Source organism: Pseudomonas sp. GM25, from assembly GCF_000282255.1.
In the GTDB taxonomy this organism is placed as follows: Bacteria; Pseudomonadota; Gammaproteobacteria; order Pseudomonadales; family Pseudomonadaceae; genus Aquipseudomonas; species Aquipseudomonas aphyarum.
The window spans coordinates 107,781-131,439 of sequence record NZ_AKJQ01000047.1; the positions used below are offsets into that span (position 1 = coordinate 107,781).

A 23,659-nucleotide genomic window follows, 5' to 3' on the forward strand; every position below is an offset into this window, starting at 1 on the left:
CAGTAAAAGGCCAGCCTGATGTGCTGGCCTTTTTCTTGCCTGTGGCAGCGAAGCGGGTACAACTACGCTTACAAGAATTCCTTACCGAAACCGAACCATGATCGCGAGCCGCACCCCTACCGTTCCCGGCACGACCGGACGCTCCGAGCTGCTGCTGATCCTCGGCAGCCTGCTGAGCGTGATCGCGATTGTGTGCATCGTGACGTTCCTGCTGATCCGAGAACACGCCAACGCTCAGGAATCGGCCACCCGTGGTGCCACCACCATCGCCCAGTTGATCGACGCCGACGTGCTGCGCACCGTCGAGCTGTATGACCTGACGCTGCAAGGGCTGATCGCCGCCGCCCAGCGTGACGACCTGAAAGACGTGTCGCCGCAGATCCGTCATCTGGCGCTGTTCGACCGCTCCACCACGGCGCGCTTCAAGGGCGACATCCTGTTGCTCGACAAGTATGGCGACGTGATTGCCGACTCCTCGCGGGTCGATCCGCTGCCGGGCAATTTCGCCGACCGCGACTACTTCCTCGCCCACGCCTTCAAGCGCGACACCGGCATGTTCATCAGCCGTCCGTTCAAACCCCGTTGCGATTGCGATGACGCGAACCAGTGGCGAATCAGTTTCAGTCGGCGCATCTCTTCGGACACCGGCGAGTTTCTGGGCGTGGCCGTGGCGTCGATGAAACTGGATTACTTCGATCAGCTGTTCAACAGCCTCGACATCGGCATCGACAGCACCCTCAACATCATCAACAACGACGGCATCCTGCTGGCACAAAAGCCTTATCTGCAAAGCGATTCGATTGGCAAAAGCTTTGCCGCCCGGCCCAATGTGGTGCGAATCCTGCGCGACAGCAACGGCAATGGCAGTTTCAACAGCACTTCGAGCATGGATTATCAGCAACGTCTGTACACCTATTCGCGGGTCGGCAATCTCCCACTGACGGTGATCGTTGCCCTGTCCAGCGAGGAGGTGTTTGGTGCATGGCGACGCACCGCGATCCTGATCAGCGGCGCCACCGGCGTGCTGTGTGCCGGGCTACTGTGGCTGACCTGGTTGTTGGCCCGGGAGCTGCGCCTGCGCCAGCGGGCCGAACGCGAACTGGCGCAGCTCGCGGCGACCGATGCCCTGACCGGGGTCGCCAACCGGCGGATGCTCGATCAGTCGCTGCGCCACGAGTGGTTCCGCGCCCAGCGTTCGGGCAAGCCGCTGTCACTGCTGATGATCGATGCCGACCACTTCAAGGCCTTCAACGATCGCCACGGCCATCAGGGCGGAGATCAGGCGTTGCGTGAGCTGGCGAGGGTGATTACCGCCAACGTGCGGCGTCCGGCGGATCTGGTGGCACGGTATGGCGGTGAGGAGTTTTCGGTGATCCTCGCGGAAACCGACAGCGTCGGGGCGCAGCAGATCGCCGAGCACATTCGCGCAGCGGTGGAACAACTGCCGAGCGTCAATGAAGACCAGTCACCGATGACCGTGAGCATCGGCATCAGCACCTGGGCGGCAACGAGCGAGATCAGCCTGGAGCAGCTGTTGTTCGCGGCGGACAAGGCGTTGTATCAGGCCAAGGAAGGTGGGCGAAACCGGGTCGTGGTGGCCTGAAAACAGGCATAAAAAAAGGCCACCCAAAGGTGGCCTTCAAAAAACTAGAGAGGTTTTTTACTTACACCGCCGCAACCGGGCGCATGTAAGAGATTGGTGCAGTGCTGGCGTCTTCGAACGTCACGACTTCCCAGGCATCTTTCTGCTCAATCAACTTGCGCAGCAGCTGGTTGTTCAGTGCGTGGCCGGACTTGAAGCCCTTGAACTCACCAATCAGGCTGTTGCCCAGCAGGTACAGGTCGCCAATTGCATCGAGGATCTTGTGCTTCACGAATTCGTCTTCATAGCGGAGGCCGTCTTCGTTCAGTACGCCATCGGCATCGACCACGATCGCGTTTTCCACGCTGCCGCCGAGTGCGAGGTTGTGCTTGCGCAGGTACTCGATGTCACTCATGAAACCGAAAGTACGGGCGCGGCTGACTTCTTTTACGAACGAAGTGCTGGAAAAATCCACGCTTGCACTTTGGGTGCGGTCCCGGAAAACCGGGTGATCGAAATCGATCTCGAAGCTCACCTTGAACCCTTCGAAAGGGACGAAAGTGGCGCGCTTGTCGCCGTCTTCCACTGTCACTTCACGCAGGATGCGGATGAATTTCTTGGCGGCGTCCTGTTCTTCCAGGCCAGCCGATTGAATCAGGAATACGAAAGGTCCTGCGCTGCCATCCATGATCGGGACTTCAGACGCGGAGAGCTCGACGTAGGCGTTATCGATGCCCAGGCCAGCCATGGCCGAGAGCAGGTGCTCCACCGTGTCTACCTTCACGTCACCGTTGACCAGCGTCGTCGACATGGTTGTCTCGCCGACGTTGGCCGCACGAGCCGGTATCTCGACAACCGGATCGAGATCGGCACGACGAAAGACGATCCCGGTGTCGACAGGTGCAGGCTTGAGGGTCAGGTAAACCTTCTCCCCGGAGTGCAGACCTACACCGGTGGCACGGATAATATTTTTCAGTGTGCGTTGTTTAATCATGGCATGGGCCGCTTCAGCGCAAATTGCGAACTGGTATCAACAAAGGCTGGCGATGATAGCAGACCGAGCCTTTGCTGAACACCAATCACCTGAATACCCCTGATACATTTCATCAATCGGCCTGACGACGCAGGAAAGCCGGGATGTCCAGGTAGTCCAGGTCATCTTGCGGATTCATCTTCGCGGCAGTCGCAGCACCGGCCTGAGCCTGATTGCGCATGACGGTCGGACGGTCCAGGTCACGGTAGTTCACCGCTGGCTGTTCCTGACGAGCGGGTGCCGGTTGCTGCACTTGAGCAGCCGCCATCGAAGTGTGAACGGTGTTGTCGATGACCTTCACAGGCTTCTCGATTTTCGCGCCCAGCCCCGTGGCAACCACGGTCACGTGCAGTTCGTCGCGCATGTCCGGATCGATAACGGTACCGACCTTGACCATCGCGTGCTCGGAAGCGAAGGCTTCGATGATCGAACCCACGTCGGAGTACTCACCCAGGGACAGGTCAGGACCGGCAGTGATGTTCACCAGGATGCCGCGTGCGCCTTGCAGGTTCACGTCTTCCAGCAGCGGGTTGCGGATGGCCGCTTCGGTCGCTTCACGTGCACGGTTCGGACCGCTGGCGCAGCCAGTGCCCATCATCGCCATGCCCATTTCGCTCATCACGGTGCGTACGTCGGCGAAGTCGACGTTGATCATGCCCGGACGCTTGATGATGTCGGAGATACCGCGAACGGCACCGGCCAGTACGTCGTCAGCCTTGGCGAAAGCCGACAGCAGGCTTGCGTCCTTGCCGAGGATGGTCAGCAGTTTTTCGTTCGGAATGGTGATCAGCGAGTCGACGCTTTCCGAGAGCATGCGGATGCCTTCGTCGGCGATCTGCATACGCTTGCGGCCTTCGAACGGGAACGGACGGGTCACGACCGCAACGGTCAGGATGCCCATTTCCTTGGCCACTTCGGCGATGATCGGCGCAGCACCGGTACCGGTACCGCCGCCCATGCCGGTGGTGATGAACACCATGTTGGTGCCGGCCAGCACTTCAGCGATGCGCTCGCGATCTTCCAGCGCAGCCTGACGGCCGACTTCCGGGTTGGCGCCGGCGCCCAGGCCTTTGGTCACGCCGGTGCCCAGTTGCAGAATGGTGCGCGCGCCGATGTTTTTCAGCGCTTGAGCATCGGTGTTGGCGCAGATGAATTCCACGCCTTCGATGTTGCTCTTGACCATGTGGTTGACAGCGTTGCCGCCGCCACCGCCAACACCGATAACTTTGATTACCGGGCTTGCGGGGATGTTGTCTACGAGTTCGAACATTTTCCCTCTCCTTACATTCTCTAGTTTTTTCGCCTACTGCTGTTTGTTGCGGTGCTGCGGTAAAGCGTTAGAAGTTGCCTTGAACCCACTTCTTCAAACGGTCCAGCAACGGCGCCTGCGGCTCATCGTTGCTGTAGCTGTCGCGGCTGCCGATGCCCGAGAACGAGATCCCGTCGGACTGCTTCTGCAGGCCGTACATCAACAAGCCAACGCCAGTGGAATAAATCGGGTTGCGTACCACGTCATCCAGCCCCTTCACGCCATGCGGCACGCCCAGGCGGACCGGCATGTGGAAGATTTCTTCGGCCAGCTCGGTGGCGCCTTCCATCTTCGAAGTACCACCGGTCAGCACGATGCCGGCCGGGATCAGGTCTTCGTAGCCGCTGCGACGCAGCTCGGCCTGGATCAGGGTGAACAGTTCGTCGTAACGCGGCTCGACCACTTCGGCCAGGGCCTGACGGGACAGTTCGCGCGGCGGACGGTCGCCGACGCTCGGCACCTTGATGGTCTCGCCGGCACCGGCCAGTTTGGCCAGGGCGCAGGCGTAGCGGATCTTGATCTCTTCGGCGTACTGGGTCGGGGTGCGCAACGCCATGGCGATGTCGTTGGTCACCTGGTCACCGGCAATCGGGATCACGGCCGTGTGGCGGATCGCGCCTTCGGTGAAGATCGCGATGTCGGTGGTGCCGCCGCCGATGTCGACCAGGCACACGCCCAGCTCTTTTTCGTCGTCGGTCAGTACCGAGTAGGCCGAGGCCAGTTGCTCGAGAATGATGTCGTCGATTTCCAGACCGCAGCGGCGCACGCATTTTTCAATGTTCTGTGCGGCGTTGACGGCGCAGGTGACCACGTGAACCTTGGCTTCCAGACGTACGCCGGACATGCCCAGCGGCTCGCGCACGCCTTCCTGGTTATCGATCACGTAATCCTGCGGCAGAGTGTGCAGCACACGCTGGTCGGCCGGGATCGCCACGGCCTGGGCGGCGTCGAGTACGCGCTCCAGGTCCGCCGAGCTGACTTCGCGATCACGGATCGCGACGATGCCGTGGGAGTTCAGGCTGCGAATGTGATTGCCCGCCACGCCGACGAATGCCGAGTGAATGCGGCAGCCCGCCATCAGTTGGGCTTCTTCGATCGCACGCTGGATCGATTGCACGGTGGACTCGATGTTGACCACCACGCCTTTCTTCAGGCCGCGGGACGGATGAGTGCCGATCCCGACGATTTCCAGCGAGCCGTCGTCCGCAACCTCGCCGACCAGCGCCACCACTTTGGAGGTGCCGATATCGAGACCGACGATCATTTTGCCGCTTTGCACGTTTGCCATGGGTCCTGCCTCTTCTTAATTCTTTGCGACAGCGGGTTGGGCTGTCGTCGGCGCTACTGGTTCCCGCCAGCCAACAGCGAGGCCGTTGGCGTAGCGCAGATCGATGCGCGCAATGTTCGTAATCTGTTCTTTGAGCGTCTTGTCATAGATGGCAATGAAGCGGCGCATCTTTTCCACCAGGTTGCCGCGTCCCAGCAGCAGCTCGATCCCGGGGCCGGAACTGCCGGCACCGGTGGTCAGGAACCAGCTGCCACGTTCACGCAGCTCAAGCCGCGCAATCGAGAAGCCCAATGGCCGGAGCATCTGGCTCAGCACCTGGTATTGCTGCATCACTTGCTGCTGGGCCCGCTGAGGACCGAACAGCTGCGGCAGGTGTTCGTAGTTCGCCAGTTCCTTGGGCGTGAACGCCTGGCCCTGGTTGTTGAGCAACGACTCGTCGCCCCAGCGGGCCACCGGCAGTTGCTCTTCGAGGCGGATCACCACCTGGTCCGGCCACACCCGACGTACTTCGGCGTGGGCGATCCATGGCATCTGCTCAAGCTCGGTGCGCATGCTCGCCAGGTCGATGGTGAAGAAGCTCGACGCCACGTACGGGGCGATCCGCTGCTGCACCGCTTGCTGGCTGATGTAACTCAGGTCGCCCTGCACCGCGATCTTGGTGATCGGCCGGTCGGCGTACGGCAGCAAACGCTGTGCGCCTTCGTAAGTGCCGAACCCCAGGGCCACCAACAGCACCGGCCAGAACAGACCTTTCAAAAAGCCGAAGTTGGCTTTTGGCAGGCGCGCGGACATCGGCTCTTTGGCCACCATTCGGCTGGCACCCCGCGGCACCGGCTTGCGGCCGGGTGCGGGTGGCTGATGTCTGAGCTGTGCGCCTTGCATGGTCTTAACCTCGCGCCTCTTTCTTGCCGTCGGCATCGACACTGGCGGCCAGAATGGCCAGGACCAGTTGCTGGAAATCCAGACCGGCCGCTTTCGCCGCCATCGGTACCAGGCTGTGATCGGTCATGCCGGGAGCGGTGTTGACTTCCAGGAACCAGAACTTGCCATCGGCGTCCTGCATCACGTCCGCCCTGCCCCAACCGGCAATACCCAGCGCCTCGCAGGCTTGCGCCGTGAGGTCCATGAGTTCTTTTTCCTTGGCGGCATCGAGCCCGCACGGAATCCGATACTGGGTATCGTTGGCGATGTACTTGGCGTCGTAGTCGTAGAACGTGTGTGGCGTGCCCAGGGCGATAGGAGGCAACACCTGGTCACGCAGGGTGGCGATGGTGAACTCCGGACCGTGGATCCATTGCTCGACCAACACTTGCGAATCGTAGGTACTGGCCGCTTTCCATGCGTCGATCAACTCGGACGCAGAACTCACTTTGGCCATCCCGATACTTGAACCTTCATGCGCCGGTTTGACGATCAAAGGGAAGCCCAGTTCCGTCGCTGCCGAAATACAATCGGCCTCGCTGCGCAGCACGGCGTGACGCGGCGTCGGAATCCCGAGCGTATGCCAGACCTGTTTGGTGCGCAGTTTGTCCATCGCCAGTGCCGAAGCCAGGATGCCGCTGCCGGTGTACGGAATGCCGGCCACTTCGAGCAGGCCCTGCATGCTGCCGTCTTCACCGCCGCGACCGTGGAGGATGATGAACGCGCGGTCGATCTTCTCGCTCAGCAGGCGCTGCAGAATGTCGGCGCCGACGTCGATGCCGAACGCGTCCACACCCGCGCTTTGCAGCGCAGTGAGCACGGCGTTGCCGGACTTCAGCGAGACTTCACGCTCGGCACTCAGGCCACCGAACAGCACGGCCACACGGCCGAAGTCTTTCGGGGCGATGGTGGAGAACAGATTGGCGTAGGCAGCAGTCATTTCAACTTCCCCTCGACCGATGCCGCCACGGCACCGGCGAACAACTCGCTTTTCAACAGTTTCGGTGCGAGACCGCCGATATCACCGGCGCCCTGGCACAGCAGAATGTCGCCGGCACGCAGCAGCGGCTTGACCACCGGCGCCAGGTCGACGCCGCGCTCGATGTAGATCGGGTCGAGCTGACCGCGCTGGCGAATGCTGTTGCACAGCTTGCGGCTGTCGGCACCCGGGATCGGCTCTTCGCCGGCCGGATAGACTTCCATCAGTAACAGCACGTTGGCGTCGGCCAGTACATTGACGAAATCGTCGTACAGGTCGCGGGTGCGGCTGTAGCGGTGCGGCTGGTAGACCATCACCAGACGGCGCTCAGGCCAGCCACCGCGCACGGCTTTGATCACGGCTGCGACTTCGGTCGGGTGGTGACCGTAGTCGTCGACCAGCATCACGCTGCCGCCGTCCACCGGCAGTTCGCCGTAGACCTGGAAGCGCCGGCCGACACCCTGGAACCCGGACAGGCCCTGGACGATGGCTTCATCGCTGACCCCTTCGTCGGTGGCGATGCAGATGGTGGCCAGCGCGTTGAGCACGTTGTGGTTGCCCGGCATGTTCACGGACACATCCAGCGGCTCGCGATCAGGGCGCAGCACGGTGAAGAAGGTCTGCATGCCTTGCTGGCGAACATTGATCGCACGCACGTCGGCTTCTTCGCTGAAGCCGTAGGTGACGACCGGACGTTTGACTTGCGGCAGGATTTCACGCACTACCGGGTCGTCCAGGCACACCACTGCCAGACCGTAGAACGGCAGGTTGTGCAGGAACTCGACGAAGGTTTTCTTCAGTTTGTTGAAGTCACCGTCGTAGGTCGCCATGTGGTCGGCGTCGATGTTGGTGACCACGGCCACCAGCGGTTGCAGGTGCAGGAAGCTGGCGTCGCTTTCATCGGCTTCGGCAATCAGATAACGGCTGGTGCCGAGCTGGGCATTGGTACCCGCGGCGTTCAGACGGCCACCGATGACGAAGGTCGGATCCAGGCCACCGGCCGCGAACACCGAAGCGATCAGGCTGGTAGTGGTGGTCTTGCCGTGAGTACCGGCGACGGCGATGCCGTGACGGTAGCGCATCAGTTCGGCGAGCATCTCGGCACGCGGCACCACCGGGATGCGGCGTTCAAGGGCAGTCGCCACTTCCGGGTTGGAGGTGTTGACGGCGCTCGACACCACCAGCACATCGGCGGCAGCGGCGTTCTCGGCACGGTGGCCGATGAAGATCTGCGCACCGAAGGATTCCAGGCGCTCGGTCACCGGCGAAGCTTTCAGGTCGGAACCGGACACTTCATAGCCCAGGTTCAGCAGCACTTCGGCAATACCGCACATGCCCACGCCGCCGATCCCGACGAAGTGGATGCGACGGATGCGGCGCATTTCCGGTTGCGGCATGGCTTTCTGATTCTCAACCATGGGCCACCTCCAGACAGGTATCGACCACGCTACGGGTGGCTTCGGGTTTCGCCAGACGGCGGGCCGCTTGGGCCATTTCTTCGAGTCGTTGCGGTTGCATCAAGACCTCTGTCAGGCGCGCGGCAAGGTCCGCGGCGCCAGTCGTTCTTTGCGGCATCAGGAAGGCAGCGCCTTCGCGGGCCAAATAATCGGCGTTGCGGGTCTGGTGATCGTCGATCGCGTGGGGCAAGGGCACCAGCATCGAGGGCAGACCGGCGGCGGCCAGTTCGCTGATGGTCAATGCGCCGGCGCGGCACACCACCAGGTCAGCCCAGCCATAGGCCTGGGCCATGTCTTTGATGAACGGCTGCACCTGCGCATCCACGCCGGCGGCGCGGTAGCGCTCTGCAGTCACTTCATCGTGGTTTCTGCCAGCCTGATGGAACACTTCCGGACGCAAGTCGGCAGCGACTTGTGCCAGGGCTTCAGGCAGCAACTTGTTCAACGGCTCTGCGCCCAGGCTTCCGCCCAGGATCAGCAAACGCGCCTTGCGTCCGGCCAGGGCCGGGCGCGGTGTTTCGAGGAACAGCTCGCTGCGCACCGGGTTACCGGTGGTACGGCGGCTGTCCGACAGGGTAAAGGTGTCGGGGAAGGCTTCACACACCCGGGCGGCGAACGGCACCAGCAACCGATTGGCGGTGCCGGCCACGGCGTTCTGCTCATGAACGATCACCGGCACGCCGGCCAGTTTGGCGGCAAGACCACCGGGGCCGGTCACATAGCCGCCGAATCCGACCACGCACACCGGACGCAAGCGGCGAATGATCGCCCGCGCCTGCCACACCGATTTCAGCAGCATGAACGGCGCCTTGAGCAGCGACAGCTTGCCCTTGCCGCGCAGGCCAGTGGCGTTGATGCGGTGCAATTCAAGACCCGCCGCCGGCACCAGATCGTTCTCGATCCCGCGCGGCGTGCCGAGCCAGTGCACGGTGTAGCCGCGCGCCTGGAATTCGCGGGCACAGGCCAGCGCCGGGAACACGTGGCCACCGGTGCCGCCGGCCATGATCAATACGTTAGCGCCCATGGTTCGGCTCCTCGGCGAAGTCGCTCTCATGGAATTCCATCTCTTCACTGCCCAGGTGGGTCCGGCTCTCCCACTCGATCCTCAGCAACAGGCCAAGGCAGGCGCAGCAGATCACCAGGGAACTGCCGCCATAACTGAGGAACGGCAAGGTCAGGCCCTTGGTCGGCAGCAGGCCGACGTTCACGCCGATGTTGATCAGGAACTGGCCGATCCACAGGAACGACAGACCGTAGGCAACATAAGCGGCAAAAAACTGTTTGGCTTTCTCGGCCCACAGACCGATGTACATCCCGCGAATACACACGAACACGAACAGCGCCACGGTGCACAGCGAGCCCACCGCGCCGAGCTCTTCGGCCAGGACCGAGAACACGAAGTCGGTGTGCGCTTCCGGCAGGTAGAACTGCTTCTGCACGCTGTTGCCCAGGCCAACGCCCAGCCATTCACCGCGACCGAACGCGATCAAGGCTTGCGACAATTGATAACCGGCGCCGAACTGGTCGGCCCACGGGTCGGCGAAGTTGGTCAGACGCGCCATCCGGTACGGCTGCATTTGAATCAGCAACACCACCGCACCGACGGCCAGCACCACCATCAGCGAGAACCGGAACAGCCCGACCCCGCCGAGGAACAGCATCGCCGCCGCAGCGCCCATCATCACGACGGTGGCACCGAAGTCCGGCTCCATCAGCAGCAGGCCCGCCATCGGCAGCAGCACGATGAACGGCTTGAAGAAGCCCATCCAGCTCTCGCGCACTTCTTTCTGGCGACGCACCAGATAACCGGCGAGGTAGATCACCACGAACACCTTGGCGATCTCGGACGGCTGAACGTTGAAGAAGCTGAAACCGATCCAGCGCATCGAACCGTTCACCTCACGGCCGATCCCCGGGATGATCACCATCACCAGCAAGCCGAACGCGCCGATCAGCATCAGCCAGCCCAGCCGCTGCCAGGTGGCGATCGGAATCATCATGGTGACGACGCACGCGCCCAGGCCCAGCACCACGTAGATCAGGTGACGGGTCATGTAATACAGAGCACTGCCCGACTGCGCCGCGCCGACTTCCGTCGATGCAGAAGCGATCATGATCAGGCCCAGACCGAGCAACGCCAGGCAACCGGCGAGCATCGGGAAGTCGAGGTCGATCCCGCGTCCGGTGATCAGCGGCGACGGGTATGGCTTGATGATGTTTCTCAAGCTCATGCCAGATCCTCCACGGCGCGGACGAACTGGTGACCACGGTCTTCGTAGTTCTTGAACATATCGAAACTGGCGCAGGCCGGCGACAGCAGCACCACGTCACCCGGTTGGGCGGCGGCACGGCACTGGACGACCGCATCGACCAGCGTGGTCGCGCGAATCAGCGGCACGGCATCGCCGATCGCTTCGCCGATCTTGTCGGAGTCGCGGCCCATCAGGATCACGGCGCGGCAATGGGCCGCCACCGGATCGCGCAGGTCCTTGAATTCGGCACCCTTGCCGTCGCCACCGGCGATCAGCACGACCTTGCCGTCGATGTCCGCGCCCAGGCCTTCGATGGCGGCTAGCGCAGCGCCGACGTTGGTGGCCTTGGAATCGTTGTAGTAACCGACGCCGTCCAGATCACGCACCCACTGGCAACGGTGTTCGAGACCGGCGAAGGTGCGCAGCGCTGCCAGCATGGCGTCGAACGGCAGCCCGACCGCGTGGCCGAGCGCCAGCGCCGCTAGGGCGTTGGACTGGTTGTGGGCGCCGCGAATCTTCAATTCGCGCACCGGCATCAGGTTCTGGAATTCAAAGGCCAGGTATTTCTCGCCATTCTCTTCGCGCAGGCCAAATGCCTTGAAATCGGGTTTGGTCAAGCCGAAGGTCCAGCACGGCTGGCCCTCGCCCATCAGCGGACGGGTCAGGGCATCCTGACGGTTGACCACGAACTGCTTCGCACCACGGAAGATCCGGTGCTTGGCCAGGTGATAGGCCGGCAGACCGCTGTAACGGTCCATGTGGTCTTCGCTGATGTTGAGCACGGTCGCCACTTCGGCGTTGAGCTGGTCGGTGGTTTCCAGCTGGAAGCTCGACAGCTCCATCACGTACAGCTCGACGTCATCGCTGAGCAGATCCAGCGCCGGCGTACCGAGGTTGCCGCCCACGGCCACGCGTTTGCCGGCCGCAGCCGCCATCTCGCCGACCAGGGTGGTGACGGTGCTTTTCGCGTTGGAACCGCTGATGGCCACGATCGGCGCCTTCGCGTTACGCGCGAACAGCTCGATGTCGCCGGACAGCTTCACGCCACGGGCCGCGGCGGCTTGCAGGGCCGGGGTCGCCAGCGCCAGGCCGGGGCTCACGTAGAGCTCGTCGGCACGGCACAGGAATTCGACGTCCAGCTCGCCACAACGCACTTCCACGTGCGGATAGTCACGCTGGAGCGTGGCCAGTTCCGGTGGATTCTCCCGCGTGTCGGCCACGGCAAACGCCACGCCCCGGTTCGCCAGGAAGCGAACCAGGGACATGCCGCTCTTGCCGAGGCCGACAACGATGCGGAAGTGGTCAGAAGCGATCAGAGACACTCGTTCTACCTCAGCTTCAGGGTGGCAAGGCCGATCAGCACGAGAATCACGGTGATGATCCAGAAACGGACGATCACGCGCGGCTCGGGCCAGCCCTTGAGTTCAAAGTGGTGGTGAATCGGTGCCATGCGGAACACACGGCGACCGGTCAGCTTAAAGGACGCAACCTGAATGACGACTGACAGGGTTTCCATCACGAACACGCCGCCCATGATGAACAGGACGATTTCCTGACGGACGATCACCGCGATGGTGCCCAGGGCCGCGCCCAGCGCCAGTGCGCCGACGTCGCCCATGAAGACTTGCGCAGGGTAGGTGTTGAACCACAGGAAGCCCAGGCCGGCACCGATCAGCGCGCCGCAGAACACAATCAGCTCGCCTGCGCCCGGTACGTAAGGGATCAGCAGATACTCAGCGAATTTCACGTTACCCGACAGGTAGCAGAAAATGCCCAGGCCACCGCCGACCATCACTGTCGGCATGATCGCCAGACCGTCGAGGCCGTCGGTGAGGTTGACCGCGTTGCTCGAACCGACGATCACAAAGTAAGTCAGCACGATGAAGCCTGCGCCCAACGGAATGCTGTAGTCCTTGAGCATCGGCAGGATCAGGGTGGTTTCCACCGGAGTGCTGGCAGTCATATAAAGGAAGATCGCCGCACCGAGGCCGAACACCGATTGCCAGAAATATTTCCAGCGACTCGGCAGACCACGGGAGTTCTTCTCGATCACCTTGCGGTAGTCGTCGACCCAGCCGATGGCGCCGAACAGCAGGGTCACCAGCAACACGACCCACACGTAGCGATTGCTCAGGTCAGCCCACAGCAAAGTGCTGACACCGATCGAAGACAGAATCAGCGCGCCACCCATGGTCGGCGTACCGGATTTGGACAGGTGCGATTGCGGACCGTCATTGCGAACGGACTGGCCGATCTGACGGTTCTGCAGGGTGCGGATCATCCACGGGCCGTAGCACAGCGACAAGACCAGCGCGGTCAGCACACCGAGGATCCCGCGCAGGGTCAGGTACTGGAAGACCGCGAAGCCTTTGTAGAACTGTTGCAGATACTCCGCTAGCAGCAGCAGCATTAATGTTTCTCCAGACTGGACCCGCACAGGGCCGCAACGATGTTTTCCATCGCTGCGCTGCGCGAACCCTTGATCAAAATGGTGGTGTTTGTGTCCTGCTCGGCGCCGAGGGCCTGGATCAGTTCGGCCTGTGTGCCGAAGTGATGCGCCTCGTTACCGAATGCGTTCACGGCGTGGACCATGTTCGGCCCGACGGCGTAAAGCGCCGAAACCTTGCCCCGGGCGTATTCGCCCACGTCGCGGTGCCCCTGCTCCGCCCAGTCGCCCAACTCGCCGATATCCCCGAGCACCAGGACGGTGCGGCCGGAAAAGCCGGCGAGTATATCAACGGCCGCGCACATCGAGGTGGGGTTCGCGTTGTAAGTGTCATCGATCACGCGCATGCCGTTTTTCGCCAGTTGCGCGACGGTGCGACCCTTGACCGGTTGTACCGCGCCAAGCCCGGTGGCAATGCCGAACAGCGACACGCCCAAGGCGTGAGCGGCAGCGGCGGCGGCCATGGCGTTGGCGACGTTGTGGGTGCCGAGCAGGTTCAGTTGAACCCGTTCCACACCTTCAGGACTGTGCAGGTTGAACGCCGGGCAGCCACGGGCATCGGTGGCCAGGTCGCTGGCGTAAAAATCCGCCTGAGTGTTGCTCAGGGCAAACGTCAGCACCTTGCGCGCGCCGGCGCGGGTTTTCCAGATGCCAAACGCCTTGTCATCGAGGTTCAGCACGGCGACGCCGTCGGCCGCCAGCCCCTCGATGATTTCGCCTTTGGCTTCGACGATTTTCTCCGGCCCGCCGAACTCACCGACGTGGGCGGTCCCGGCGTTGTTGAGGATCGCTACGTGCGGCTTGGTCAGCCCTACGGTGTAAGCGATTTCACCCAGGCGCGAGGCACCCAGTTCGATCACTGCCGCGCTGTGTTCCGGGGCGAGTTCGAGCAGAGTCAGCGGTACGCCGAGGTCGTTGTTCAGGTTGCCACGGGTCGCGTGCACCGAACCGCGCGTGCGCAGGATGCTCGCGAGCATTTCCTTGACCGTGGTCTTGCCGCTGGAACCGGTAACGGCCGCGACCGGTTTGGTGAACGCGGCCCGGTTCAACGCACCCAGCTGGCCCAGGGCCTGGCGGGTGTCCTTGACCAGCAATTGCGGCAGCGTACTGTCGGCGACTTCGCGCTCGACCAATGCCGCAACGGCGCCTTTGGCGGCGACTTCATTCAGATAGTCATGACCGTCGAAACGCGGGCCGGTCAGGGCGATAAACAGTTGGCCAGCCTTGATCGCGCGGCTGTCGATGCTCACGCCGTCAAAACTGGCGTCGGCGCTGATCAGACGGGCGTCGAGCGCGTTGGTCAGTTCGCTGAGTTTCAGGGCCTTAAGCATGGGCCACCTCCCACGCGGTCAGGGCGTGATCCGCCTCGACCAGATCGGAAAACGCATGGCGCTCGCCGTTGATTTCCTGATAGTCCTCATGACCTTTGCCGGCCAGGACAATCACGTCGTCGGCCGAAGCGCCGGCAATCAGTTGCGCGATAGCCTGGCCACGGCCGGCCACGAACGTCACCTTGTCCACAGCCGTGAAGCCGGCGCGGATGTCATCGAAAATCACCGCCGGGTCTTCGGTGCGCGGATTGTCATCGGTGACCAGCACGCGGTCGGCCAGACGCTCAACCACTTCGGCCATCAGCGGACGCTTGCCGCGATCGCGATCACCGCCGCAGCCGAACAGGCACAGCAGTTGACCTTTGACGTGCGGACGCAACGCGGTCAGGACTTTTTCCAGCGCGTCCGGGGTGTGGGCGTAATCGACCACCACCAGCGGCTGGGTGCCACCGCCGAGACGCTGCATGCGTCCGGCCGGGCCTTCGAGTTTCGGCAGCACCTTGAGAATTTCGTCGAGCGCGTAGTCGAGACCGAGCAAGGCGCCGACGGCGGCGAGTACGTTGCTCAGGTTGAAACGGCCCAGCAATGTGCTGCGCAGATGGTGCTCGCCCTGTGGCGTGACCAGTGTGGCGCGCACGCCATGGTCGTCGAACTGCGCCTCACGCACATAGAGATAGGCGCTGCTGTCGAGCAGGCTGTAAGTAATCAGCCGCGACTCGCGTTTTTCAGCGGCCAGTTGCCGGCCGAAATCGTCGTCGAGGTTGACCACGCGGCACTTCAGGTCATTCCAGGCGAACAGCCGGGCCTTGGCCTCGGCGTACGCTTCCATGGTGCCGTGGTAATCCAGGTGATCGCGGGACAGGTTGGTCATCACAGCGACGTCGAACGCCAGCGCGGTAACCCGGCCCTGATCCAGACCGTGGGACGAGACTTCCATGGCCACGGCTTTGGCGCCGGCCTTTTTCAGGTCGCCCAGGGTCGCTTGCATGGCGATCGGATTCGGTGTGGTGTGCAAGCCGCTTTGCAGCGAGCCGTGGAAACCGGAGCCGAGGGTGCCGACGATGCCGCAATGCTGACCGAGCAGGTCCAGCGCCTGCGCTACCAGTTGGGTCACGCTGGTCTTGCCGTTGGTGCCGGTCACGCCGACCAGATTCAGGTGATGACTCGGCTCACCGTAAAAACGCCCGGCGATGTCCGACAGCTGCGCCGCCAGGCCCTTGACCGGAATCAGCGGTACTTCGGTGATCGGCAGCACGGTGGCGCCTTCCACTTCATAAGCCACGGCAGCAGCACCGCGCTGCAAGGCGTCGGCGATGTGCGCACGCCCGTCGAACTTGCCGCCCGGCACCGCGAGGAACAGGTCACCCGCGCGTACATTGCGACTATCGAGCGCCAGTTCACGGATCAACAGATCGTGGCCGGCGTGGGGGAAAATCTTGTTCAGACTCAGAGACATCAGCCGCGCCCTCCATTGGCTTTCAGCGGAACGGCCGGGGTGGCGTTGGCCTGTTGTGTGGTCGGCAGGTTGTCCGGGGTGACGTTCATCAGGCGCAGGGTGCCCGACATCACGCGGCTGAACACCGGCGCCGAGACCAGACCACCGAAGTAACCGGCCTTGGTCGGTTCATCGATCACCACGACGATTGCATAACGTGGATCGCTCATCGGGCCGAAGCCGGCGAACAGCGAGCGGTAAGAGTTTTCGGCGTAGCCCTTGGTGCCGACCGACGTTTTACGCGCGGTACCGGACTTGCCGCCCACGTGATACGCCGGCACCTGCGCACGGAACACGCCGCGCGGGGCTTCGATCACTTGTTGCAGCATGCCTTGCATGGTTTTGGCGACAGCTTCCGGCAGCACCTGGGTGGTCTGCGGCGCCTTGTCGGTTTTGATCAGAGTCAGCGGTGCGAGGCGCCCGTTGTTGGCCAGCGCCGAGAACGCGTGCACCAGCTGGATCGCAGTCACCGAAATACCGTAGCCGTACGACAGCGTCGCGGTCTCTGCCTTGCGCCATTCGCGGTAGTTCGGCAGGTTGCCGACACGTTCGCCCGGGAAGCCGAGGCCGGTATCCTGGCCGAGGCCGACTTTCTGTGCGAGGCGGAAAATGGTTTCGCCGCCAATGTCGAACGCGACCTTACTCATGCCGACGTTACTGGAATTGATCAGAATACCGGTCAGGTCGAGTACCGGACCTTCGGTCTTCGATACGTCCTTGATCGTGTATTTGCCGATCTGCAGGGAGCCCGGATACACCTCGACGGTGTCGCTCGGTTTCCAGCGGCCGGTTTCGATCGCGGCGCTCATCGAGATCGCCTTCATGGTCGAACCGGGTTCGAACACGTCGATCATCGCGCGGTTACGCATCATCGCCGGCTGCAGGTTGCGACGGTTGTTCGGGTTGTAGGTCGGCTGGTTGACCATCGCGAGAATCTCGCCGGTCTTCACGTCCATGATCACCAGACTGCCGGCCTTGGCGCCGTTCTCGATGATCGCGTTGCGCAGTTCACGGTTGGCCAGATATTGCAGGCGCAGGTCAATCGACAACGCCAAGGGCTTGCCGGCCTTGGCGTTTTTGGTGACCTGGACATCCTTGATCAGCCGTCCGCGCCGATCCTTGATGACTTGCCGCTTGCCGGGCACGCCGGCCAGCCATTCATCGTAGGCCAGTTCGACGCCTTCACGACCGTGGTCATCGATGTCGGTGAACCCGACCATGTGTGCGGTGACTTCACCGGCCGGGTAGAACCGGCGGAATTCTTCGATGCCGTAGACGCCCGGCACTTTCAGGTCGAGCACGGCCTGGCCCTGCTCGGGGGTCAACCCGCGCACCAGATAAATGAATTCTTTGTTGGCCTGGGCTTCGAGACGTTCGGCCAGGGCTTTCGGATCCTGCCCCAGCGCGGCAGCCAGTGCCGGCCACTTCTCTTTGGCGGTCTGCATTTCCTTGGCGTTCGCCCAGAGCGTGGTCACCGGGGTACTCACGGCCAGCGGCTCGCCGTTACGGTCGGTGATCAGACCCCGGTGAGCCGGAATCGGAATATGCCGAAGGCTGCGCGCGTCGCCCTGACCTTTGAGGAAGTCACGGTCAACCACTTGCAAGTCAATGATGCGCCAGCAGATCGCCGCGACCATCACGCCGAGCAGTGCCACCATCAGACGGAAACGCCACGGGAAGAGAGCCCCCTCGAGTTTCATCATGGCGCCACCATCTTCACGTCAGCCGCGCCAGGGATGTGCATCTTCAGTTGTTCGGTGGCCAGCACTTCGATCCGGCTGTGGGCGGTCCAGGTGCTTTGCTCCAGAATCAGGCGCCCCCACTCGGCCTGCGCCTTGTCGCGCACGCTCAATTCGTTGTACAGGGTGTTGAGCAACTGCCGGTTCCAGTGGGCGCTGTAAGACACGCCGATGGCCGACACGAGCACGCCGATGAACAGCAGCAGCATGAAAAAGCTGCCGCCGGGGAGTGGCTTGGCGAAAAGCTTGCTCACCGCAGCTTCTCCGCGACGCGCATGACGGCGCTACGGGAACGTGGGTTGGCTTTGAGTTCGGCGTCGGAGGCCGTCTGCGCTTTGCCATGGACTTTGATTTTCGGTTCGAACGCAACGTGGCGAACCGGCAGGTTGCGCGGCAGGTTGTCGGCTTCGCCTTTCACCAGCTTGCGCATGAACAGTTTGACGATACGGTCTTCCAGCGAGTGGAAGCTGATCACGACCAGACGGCCGCCCACTTCCAGGCATTCGAGCGCGGCTTCAAGACCCGCTTCCAGATCGCCCAGTTCGTTGTTGACGTGAATCCGCAGGCCCTGGAAAGCGCGGGTTGCAGGGTTCTTGCCCTTTTCCCACGCCGGGTTGGCGACTTTCAGGACTTCGGCCAGATCGGCGGTGCGCTCGAACGGCGTGATGTCACGACGCTCGGTCACGGCACGGGCCATGCGACCGGAGAATCGCTCTTCGCCGTATTCCTTGAAAACACGGGCGATTTCTTCCACCGGCGCGGTATTGACGAACTCGGCTGCGCTGATGCCACGAGACGGATCCATGCGCATGTCCAGCGGGCCGTCGTTGAGAAAACTGAAGCCACGCTCGGCATCATCGAGCTGCGGCGAAGACACGCCCAGATCCAGCAGAATGCCGCTGACCTTGCCGGCCAGACCCTGTTCGGCAACCACCGAACCGAGCTCGGCAAAGCTGCGCTGCACAACGACAAAGCGGCCGTCTTCGGCCGCTAGCGTTTGCCCGGTGGCAATCGCTTGAGGATCCTTGTCGAATCCGATGAGCCGACCATCCGGCCCGAGCTTGCTCAGGATCAACCGGCTGTGCCCGCCGCGCCCGAACGTGCCGTCCAGATAGCAGCCATCAGGACGTACGGCGAGAGCCTCGACGGCTTCGTCAAGCAGTACGGTGATGTGGTTAAAGCCGCTATCAATAGTCACAGGATCAGATCACGCAGTTCGTCAGGCATGGCGCCCGGTTGTTGTATGGCAGCCAGGTCAGCGGCAGAAACCGCGTTCCAGGCATCTTCGTCCCACAGTTGGAACTTGTTCAGTTGGCCTACCAGCATCGCGCGCTTGTCGAGCTTCGCGTATTCGCGCAGGCGCGGCGGCACCAGGAAACGACCACTGCCGTCGAGCTCGAGGTCAACGGCATTACCAATCAATAAACGTTGCAGACGACGGTTCTCTTCGCGAAGCGAAGGAAGCGCGCGCAACTTGGTTTCAATAATTTCCCACTCATCGAGCGGGTAGACACACAAACATGGATCAACGGCATCAATGGTCACGATCAACTGGCCGGAACTGCGCGAATCGAGCTCGTCACGGTACCGGCTCGGCATGGCGAGACGGCCCTTTGCGTCGAGACTGATAGCGTTAGCTCCGCGAAACACGTCTGCGTTTCTCCAATTTTTATCGTTTTGAGCTCAAAAAACCCACTTCATGCCACTTTCCGCCACTTGCGCACACTATAGGAATGCGCCCACCACACCGTCAAGGCGCGGATTAAAGGAAAACCCTTACAGAACGGAGATTTAGGAGCATAAAAGGAGGAGCAACGAGAATCTGGCGGATGCTTTTATCCAATAACTTGAAGCAGCACTGAAAGCTGCGCTCGAAAGTTAAAGTAATTTGTTAAGAGTAAGATTTTTTCGGTATTACAAAAGCGCTTCTGCTGTTGATTGAAGCAAGGTGGGAAATGGCTATTACTGCGTCTGCCGCTACCGGATTTCCAGCGCAGGCCTGCTGATAATAAACAGCCCTGTCGCCTTTAATTCAAGCAGGGAAAAGAAAAAGGTGGAGAGTCGATCTGTAAGCCGGGTTCTGTCTTGAACAGTCATTCGTCTACGATGGCCATCACTGGACATCTTTAGCAACCTACCCGGTCCCAGCGCGGGCCACGCCTTGGGACCCTATTTGGTCTTGCTCCAAGTGGGGTTTACCTAGCCACGAACTGTTGCCAGACGTGCGGTGCGCTCTTACCGCACCTTTTCACCCTTACCGGCGCCGAAGCGCTTAGGCGGTTATTTTCTGTGGCACTTTCCGTAGGCTCACGCCTCCCAGGCATTACCTGGCACTTCGCCCTATGGAGCCCGGACTTTCCTCCCCCCCCTAATTTTCATAGAGGGCAGCGACTGTCCGATCGACTCTCCGCCGCGCAGGTTAACGGCAGAGCGGCCGAAGAACAAGCGCTAATAGCCCGCAAACCGGTCTGCGCGACGGGTTACGCGTCTTTTTGCTGATCCAGCGCCACCTGATACAGCACGTTTTTGCGCTCACCGGTGATTTGCGCTGCCAGAGCCGCCGCGCGCTTGAGCGGCATCTCTTCGAGCAACAGATTGAGGATGCGCATCGCCTCGCTGCTGACGGCGTCTTCGGATTCCGGCGCGGTCCAACCTGCCACCACCACGACGCATTCGCCGCGCTGCTGATTGCTGTCGGCCTCGACGAATGCTCGCAACTCGCTCAACGGCAATCCCTTGAGCGTTTCGAAGGTCTTGGTGATTTCACGAGCGAGCAATGCAGGACGATCAGCACCGAACACCGCCTCCATATCCTGCAGGCATTCCAGAATGCGGTGCGGTGCCTCGTAGAAGATCAGCGTGCGCGGTTCTTCCTTAATGGCTTCCAGGCGTGCCTTGCGCCCCACGGCCTTGGCCGGCAGAAAGCCTTCGAAGATAAAACGGTCGGACGGCAGACCGGCAGCCGACAGCGCCGCGATCAACGCGCACGCACCCGGCACCGGCACCACATTGACCCCGGCGGCACGAGCCTGACGCACGAGGTGATAACCCGGGTCTGAAATCAGCGGCGTACCGGCATCGGAAATCAGTGCGACGTTGTCGCCCGCCAACAGACGGGTAATGAAGCGACTGCCTTCATCCCGCTCGTTGTGTTCGTGACAGGCGGCCAGCGGCGTGGAGATGCCGAAGTGCTGCATCAGGCGCTGGGAGTGGCGCGTATCTTCGGCGGCGATCAGCGCCACCTCGCGCAGGATCTTCAACGCTCGGGCGCTGATGTCATCCAGGTTGCCGATGGGCGTCGCCACCACATAAAGCGAGCCCGCAGCGGAATTCAAAGGACCTGGAGCAGTCAAAGCGCACACCTCATGATCGGTAAAAACCGCCATTGTAGCGCGTCGCGCGCCGGTCGATGCGACCGGGTCGGACACGGTTTGTCGCACCATTGTGAGGCTGCGCACTCTTTGTATCAGCTAAATTGACGGTTTCACGCCAGTAACATCGCGCCCCGGCCAGTGCTTGGGTACAATTCGACGCTAATTTGATCGAGTATCAGGAACACTTACATGATCGCTTGCCTGCGGCTGTTCACTGCCCTCTGCCTCGCTGCCTTGCTGGCGGCTTGCGCCAGCTCCCCTTCCTCCAGCCTTGGCGAACTTCCACGGACCCCGGATGCCACCATCGAGCAACTGCTCGAACAGGCTGCCCAGGCCAAATCGCCGGACAAGGCTGCGCTGCTGCGCCTGAGTGCGGCAGACATGGCGTACCGCCAGGGCAATGCCGGACAGTCCGCGCAAATCCTGCAGCAAGTGCCGATGGAACAACTCCAGCCGGGCCAGCAGGCATTTGCCAGCACCCTGTCTGCTGAACTGGCCATGACCCGCAATCAGCCGAAAGCCGCGCTTACCGCCTTGAGCCATCCAAGCCTGCAACGCCTGAGCGAAATGTCGGTACCGCTGCAAGTTCGCGCCGGCACCGTTCACGCCCGTGCCCTTGAAGCCGACGGCCAGACCCTGGCCGCCGCCCGCGAGCGCATCTTCATCGCGCCGATGCTGGAAGGCGAAGCCGCCAGCAAGAACCATGAAGCGATCTGGACCCTGATTGCATCGCTGCCGGCCGACCAACTGCAAGCAAACACCACCGATGACCTCGGCGGCTGGATGAGCCTGGCCCTGGCAGTGAAAACCGCCGGCACTCTGGAGCAACAGCAAGCCGCCATCGACAACTGGCGCAATCAGCATCCGAAACACCCAGCTGCGATCAATCTGCCGCTGCCCCTGACCAAACTCAAGGAGCTGGCCAGCCAGCCCCTGAGCAAGATCGCCCTGCTGTTGCCACAGGAAGGCCAACTGGCCTCGGTCGGCAAGGCCCTGCGTGACGGCTTCATGGCCGCGCACTATCAGGCTCAGCAAGCCGGTCAGAAACCACCGGCCATCGAGTTCTACGACAGCTCGAAACTGACCAACCTCGACGAGTTCTACCGCAAGGCCCAGGCCGATGGCGTGCAACTGGTCGTCGGCCCGCTGGAGAAGCCACTGGTCAAACAGCTGAGCACTCGCCCGCAATTGCCGATCACCACCCTCGCCCTGAACTACAGCGAAGGCGATCAAGGCCCGGCGCAGCTGTTCCAGTTCGGTCTGGCCGCTGAAGACGAAGCCCGCGAAGTCTCCCGCCGCGCCCGTGCCGACGGCCTGCATCGCGCCGCCATCATGGTGCCGAAAGGCGAATGGGGCGACCGCGTCCTGCGCGCCTTCAGCCAGGACTGGCAAGCCAACGGCGGCAGCATTGTCGCCACCGAGCGCGTCGACCAGCCGGTGCAACTGGCCCAGCAGATCGCCGACATGTTCCAACTGCGTCAGAGCGAAGCTCGCGCCAAGAGCCTGCAGAATGCTGCCGGCACCAACGTTGCCGCCCAGCCGTCGCGTCGCCAGGACATCGAGTTCATCTTCCTCGCCGCCACCCCGCAGCAGGCGCAGCAGATCAAGCCGACCCTGAACTTCCAGTACGCTGGTGACGTGCCGGTCTATGCGACCTCCCACGTGTTCAGCGCCAGCGGCGACGTGAACCAGTACAACGATATGAACGGCGTGCGCTTCTGCGAAACCCCATGGCTGCTGGAAACCAGCGATCCGCTGCGTCAGCAGGTCACCGCGCAATGGCCACAAGCCGCCGGCAGCCTCGGCCGCCTGTACGCGATGGGCGTCGATGCCTACCGCCTGGCGCCACGCCTGGATCAGCTCAAGGCACTGCCGGACAGCCGCATCGAAGGTCAGTCGGGCAGCCTGGGCATGACCCAGTCCCAACGTGTCGTCCGTCAGTTGCCATGGGCGCAGTTCGTCAGCGGTCAGATCCAGCGCCTGCCGGACACTCCACGCTGATGCCCGACAGGTCACACCTGCAAAGCGGCAAGGATGCCGAGCGCCAGGCGCTCGAGCATCTGCAACACCAGGGTCTGCGCCTGCTGGCGCAGAACTGGTTATGCAAACGCGGTGAGCTTGATCTGGTCATGCTTGATGGCGATACAGTAGTATTCGTCGAAGTCCGTTACCGAAAGAACACTCAATGGGGTGGCGCACTCGACAGCATCGATGGGCGCAAACGGCAGAAACTGATTTTCGCCGCACAGTATTTTCTTCAGCGCGAGTCGCGTTGGGCCAATTCCCCCTGCCGCTTCGACGTGGTGGCCATCGACAGCCACCAGGGTCAGCTGAACTGGTTGCAGAATGCGTTCGACAGTTGACCGCCTGCTCCGACCCGGACACTTTCACTCAACACTTTTGCTCTTTGCTTTGCGGGCTGCACATTCACGTGCCGGACAGCCGCGCTAATT

The 23,659-nt window shown here is 62.1% G+C and carries 20 protein-coding genes and 1 other RNA gene; 3 read left to right on the forward strand and 18 right to left on the reverse strand.

Annotation, left to right across the window (positions count from 1 at the left end; genetic code table 11):
• Nucleotides 1–97 precede the first annotated feature (97 nt).
• Complete coding sequence (locus PMI24_RS19220) at nucleotides 98–1,603, forward strand: sensor domain-containing diguanylate cyclase (RefSeq protein ID WP_007956750.1); 1,506 nt, start codon at nucleotides 98–100, stop codon at nucleotides 1,601–1,603.
• 61 nt (nucleotides 1,604–1,664) lie between these two features.
• Here the strand turns inward: PMI24_RS19220 and lpxC are convergent, their stop codons facing one another.
• The 18 genes from lpxC to rsmI form a co-directional block, all read right to left on the reverse strand.
• A complete protein-coding gene (gene lpxC / locus PMI24_RS19225; RefSeq protein ID WP_007956752.1) occupies nucleotides 1,665–2,576 on the reverse strand; it encodes a UDP-3-O-acyl-N-acetylglucosamine deacetylase in 912 nt (303 codons plus the stop codon).
• A gap of 112 nt (nucleotides 2,577–2,688) precedes the next feature.
• Nucleotides 2,689–3,885, reverse strand: coding sequence for a cell division protein FtsZ (gene ftsZ, locus PMI24_RS19230; protein WP_007956754.1), 1,197 nt, complete (start codon nucleotides 3,883–3,885; stop codon nucleotides 2,689–2,691).
• A 67-nt stretch (nucleotides 3,886–3,952) separates the two neighbouring features.
• A complete protein-coding gene (gene ftsA / locus PMI24_RS19235) occupies nucleotides 3,953–5,212 on the reverse strand; it encodes a cell division protein FtsA (protein ID WP_007956755.1) in 1,260 nt (419 codons plus the stop codon).
• A 15-nt stretch (nucleotides 5,213–5,227) separates the two neighbouring features.
• Nucleotides 5,228–6,094: a cell division protein FtsQ/DivIB gene (locus tag PMI24_RS19240; RefSeq protein WP_007956757.1), complete on the reverse strand. Its 867-nt coding sequence runs from the start codon at nucleotides 6,092–6,094 to the stop codon at nucleotides 5,228–5,230.
• Nucleotides 6,095–6,098: 4 nt separating this feature from the next.
• Entirely contained in the window at nucleotides 6,099–7,073 is a 975-nt protein-coding gene (locus PMI24_RS19245) for a D-alanine--D-alanine ligase (protein ID WP_007956758.1), read from the reverse strand.
• Nucleotides 7,070–8,530, reverse strand: coding sequence for a UDP-N-acetylmuramate--L-alanine ligase (gene murC / locus PMI24_RS19250; RefSeq protein WP_007956760.1), 1,461 nt, complete (start codon nucleotides 8,528–8,530; stop codon nucleotides 7,070–7,072). The genes PMI24_RS19245 and murC overlap by 4 nt, the downstream gene beginning before the upstream one ends.
• Nucleotides 8,523–9,593 carry an undecaprenyldiphospho-muramoylpentapeptide beta-N-acetylglucosaminyltransferase gene (murG, locus tag PMI24_RS19255; RefSeq protein ID WP_007956763.1) on the reverse strand — a complete coding sequence of 357 codons (1,071 nt, stop codon included), beginning with the start codon at nucleotides 9,591–9,593 and terminating at the stop codon, nucleotides 8,523–8,525. Before murG ends, murC begins: the two co-directional genes overlap by 8 nt.
• Nucleotides 9,583–10,800 carry a putative lipid II flippase FtsW gene (gene ftsW, locus PMI24_RS19260; protein ID WP_007956765.1) on the reverse strand — a complete coding sequence of 406 codons (1,218 nt, stop codon included), beginning with the start codon at nucleotides 10,798–10,800 and terminating at the stop codon, nucleotides 9,583–9,585. Before ftsW ends, murG begins: the two co-directional genes overlap by 11 nt.
• Nucleotides 10,797–12,143: a UDP-N-acetylmuramoyl-L-alanine--D-glutamate ligase gene (gene murD, locus PMI24_RS19265; RefSeq protein ID WP_007956766.1), complete on the reverse strand. Its 1,347-nt coding sequence runs from the start codon at nucleotides 12,141–12,143 to the stop codon at nucleotides 10,797–10,799. The genes ftsW and murD overlap by 4 nt, the downstream gene beginning before the upstream one ends.
• Before the next feature lie 5 nt (nucleotides 12,144–12,148).
• Nucleotides 12,149–13,231: a phospho-N-acetylmuramoyl-pentapeptide-transferase gene (gene mraY, locus PMI24_RS19270; RefSeq protein ID WP_007956769.1), complete on the reverse strand. Its 1,083-nt coding sequence runs from the start codon at nucleotides 13,229–13,231 to the stop codon at nucleotides 12,149–12,151.
• Nucleotides 13,231–14,598: a UDP-N-acetylmuramoyl-tripeptide--D-alanyl-D-alanine ligase gene (locus tag PMI24_RS19275; RefSeq protein WP_007956771.1), complete on the reverse strand. Its 1,368-nt coding sequence runs from the start codon at nucleotides 14,596–14,598 to the stop codon at nucleotides 13,231–13,233. Before PMI24_RS19275 ends, mraY begins: the two co-directional genes overlap by 1 nt.
• Entirely contained in the window at nucleotides 14,591–16,054 is a 1,464-nt protein-coding gene (locus PMI24_RS19280) for a UDP-N-acetylmuramoyl-L-alanyl-D-glutamate--2,6-diaminopimelate ligase (RefSeq protein WP_007956774.1), read from the reverse strand. The genes PMI24_RS19275 and PMI24_RS19280 overlap by 8 nt, the downstream gene beginning before the upstream one ends.
• Nucleotides 16,054–17,793 (reverse strand): peptidoglycan D,D-transpeptidase FtsI family protein, encoded by a 1,740-nt coding sequence (locus PMI24_RS19285; RefSeq protein WP_170929382.1) that lies wholly within the window; start codon nucleotides 17,791–17,793, stop codon nucleotides 16,054–16,056. Before PMI24_RS19285 ends, PMI24_RS19280 begins: the two co-directional genes overlap by 1 nt.
• Nucleotides 17,793–18,086 carry a cell division protein FtsL gene (gene ftsL, locus PMI24_RS19290; protein WP_007956777.1) on the reverse strand — a complete coding sequence of 98 codons (294 nt, stop codon included), beginning with the start codon at nucleotides 18,084–18,086 and terminating at the stop codon, nucleotides 17,793–17,795. Before ftsL ends, PMI24_RS19285 begins: the two co-directional genes overlap by 1 nt.
• The gene (rsmH, locus tag PMI24_RS19295; RefSeq protein ID WP_007956779.1) at nucleotides 18,083–19,030 is read right to left on the reverse strand and encodes a 16S rRNA (cytosine(1402)-N(4))-methyltransferase RsmH; all 948 of its coding nucleotides are present in this window, start codon (nucleotides 19,028–19,030) and stop codon (nucleotides 18,083–18,085) included. The genes ftsL and rsmH overlap by 4 nt, the downstream gene beginning before the upstream one ends.
• Entirely contained in the window at nucleotides 19,027–19,482 is a 456-nt protein-coding gene (gene mraZ, locus PMI24_RS19300) for a division/cell wall cluster transcriptional repressor MraZ (protein WP_007917012.1), read from the reverse strand. Before mraZ ends, rsmH begins: the two co-directional genes overlap by 4 nt.
• 403 nt (nucleotides 19,483–19,885) lie before the next feature.
• Nucleotides 19,886–20,239, reverse strand: an RNA gene (gene rnpB / locus PMI24_RS28590) — RNase P RNA component class A.
• A gap of 73 nt (nucleotides 20,240–20,312) precedes the next feature.
• Entirely contained in the window at nucleotides 20,313–21,218 is a 906-nt protein-coding gene (gene rsmI, locus PMI24_RS19305; protein WP_081493576.1) for a 16S rRNA (cytidine(1402)-2'-O)-methyltransferase, read from the reverse strand.
• Between the two features lie 177 nt (nucleotides 21,219–21,395).
• Between rsmI and PMI24_RS19310 the strand changes: the two genes are divergently transcribed.
• Together PMI24_RS19310 and PMI24_RS19315 are read left to right on the forward strand one after the other, a co-directional pair.
• Nucleotides 21,396–23,207, forward strand: a complete 1,812-nt coding sequence (locus PMI24_RS19310; protein ID WP_007956781.1) for a penicillin-binding protein activator — start codon at nucleotides 21,396–21,398, stop codon at nucleotides 23,205–23,207.
• Nucleotides 23,207–23,569 (forward strand): YraN family protein, encoded by a 363-nt coding sequence (locus PMI24_RS19315; protein WP_007956783.1) that lies wholly within the window; start codon nucleotides 23,207–23,209, stop codon nucleotides 23,567–23,569. Before PMI24_RS19310 ends, PMI24_RS19315 begins: the two co-directional genes overlap by 1 nt.
• The last annotated feature ends 90 nt before the right edge of the window (nucleotides 23,570–23,659 follow it).

What these genes read in the sequence shown, in the direction of transcription:
- PMI24_RS19220 (WP_007956750.1), top strand. Translation starts at nt 98, where the DNA reads ATGATCGCGAGCCGCACCCCTACCGTTCCCGGCACGACCGGACGCTCC.
- lpxC (WP_007956752.1), bottom strand. Translation starts at nt 2,576, where the DNA reads ATGATTAAACAACGCACACTGAAAAATATTATCCGTGCCACCGGTGTA.
- ftsZ (WP_007956754.1), bottom strand. Translation starts at nt 3,885, where the DNA reads ATGTTCGAACTCGTAGACAACATCCCCGCAAGCCCGGTAATCAAAGTT.
- ftsA (WP_007956755.1), bottom strand. Translation starts at nt 5,212, where the DNA reads ATGGCAAACGTGCAAAGCGGCAAAATGATCGTCGGTCTCGATATCGGC.
- PMI24_RS19240 (WP_007956757.1), bottom strand. Translation starts at nt 6,094, where the DNA reads ATGCAAGGCGCACAGCTCAGACATCAGCCACCCGCACCCGGCCGCAAG.
- PMI24_RS19245 (WP_007956758.1), bottom strand. Translation starts at nt 7,073, where the DNA reads ATGACTGCTGCCTACGCCAATCTGTTCTCCACCATCGCCCCGAAAGAC.
- murC (WP_007956760.1), bottom strand. Translation starts at nt 8,530, where the DNA reads ATGGTTGAGAATCAGAAAGCCATGCCGCAACCGGAAATGCGCCGCATC.
- murG (WP_007956763.1), bottom strand. Translation starts at nt 9,593, where the DNA reads ATGGGCGCTAACGTATTGATCATGGCCGGCGGCACCGGTGGCCACGTG.
- ftsW (WP_007956765.1), bottom strand. Translation starts at nt 10,800, where the DNA reads ATGAGCTTGAGAAACATCATCAAGCCATACCCGTCGCCGCTGATCACC.
- mraY (WP_007956769.1), bottom strand. Translation starts at nt 13,231, where the DNA reads ATGCTGCTGCTGCTAGCGGAGTATCTGCAACAGTTCTACAAAGGCTTC.
- PMI24_RS19275 (WP_007956771.1), bottom strand. Translation starts at nt 14,598, where the DNA reads ATGCTTAAGGCCCTGAAACTCAGCGAACTGACCAACGCGCTCGACGCC.
- PMI24_RS19280 (WP_007956774.1), bottom strand. Translation starts at nt 16,054, where the DNA reads ATGTCTCTGAGTCTGAACAAGATTTTCCCCCACGCCGGCCACGATCTG.
- PMI24_RS19285 (WP_170929382.1), bottom strand. Translation starts at nt 17,793, where the DNA reads ATGAAACTCGAGGGGGCTCTCTTCCCGTGGCGTTTCCGTCTGATGGTG.
- rsmI (WP_081493576.1), bottom strand. Translation starts at nt 21,218, where the DNA reads ATGGCGGTTTTTACCGATCATGAGGTGTGCGCTTTGACTGCTCCAGGT.
- PMI24_RS19310 (WP_007956781.1), top strand. Translation starts at nt 21,396, where the DNA reads ATGATCGCTTGCCTGCGGCTGTTCACTGCCCTCTGCCTCGCTGCCTTG.
- PMI24_RS19315 (WP_007956783.1), top strand. Translation starts at nt 23,207, where the DNA reads ATGCCCGACAGGTCACACCTGCAAAGCGGCAAGGATGCCGAGCGCCAG.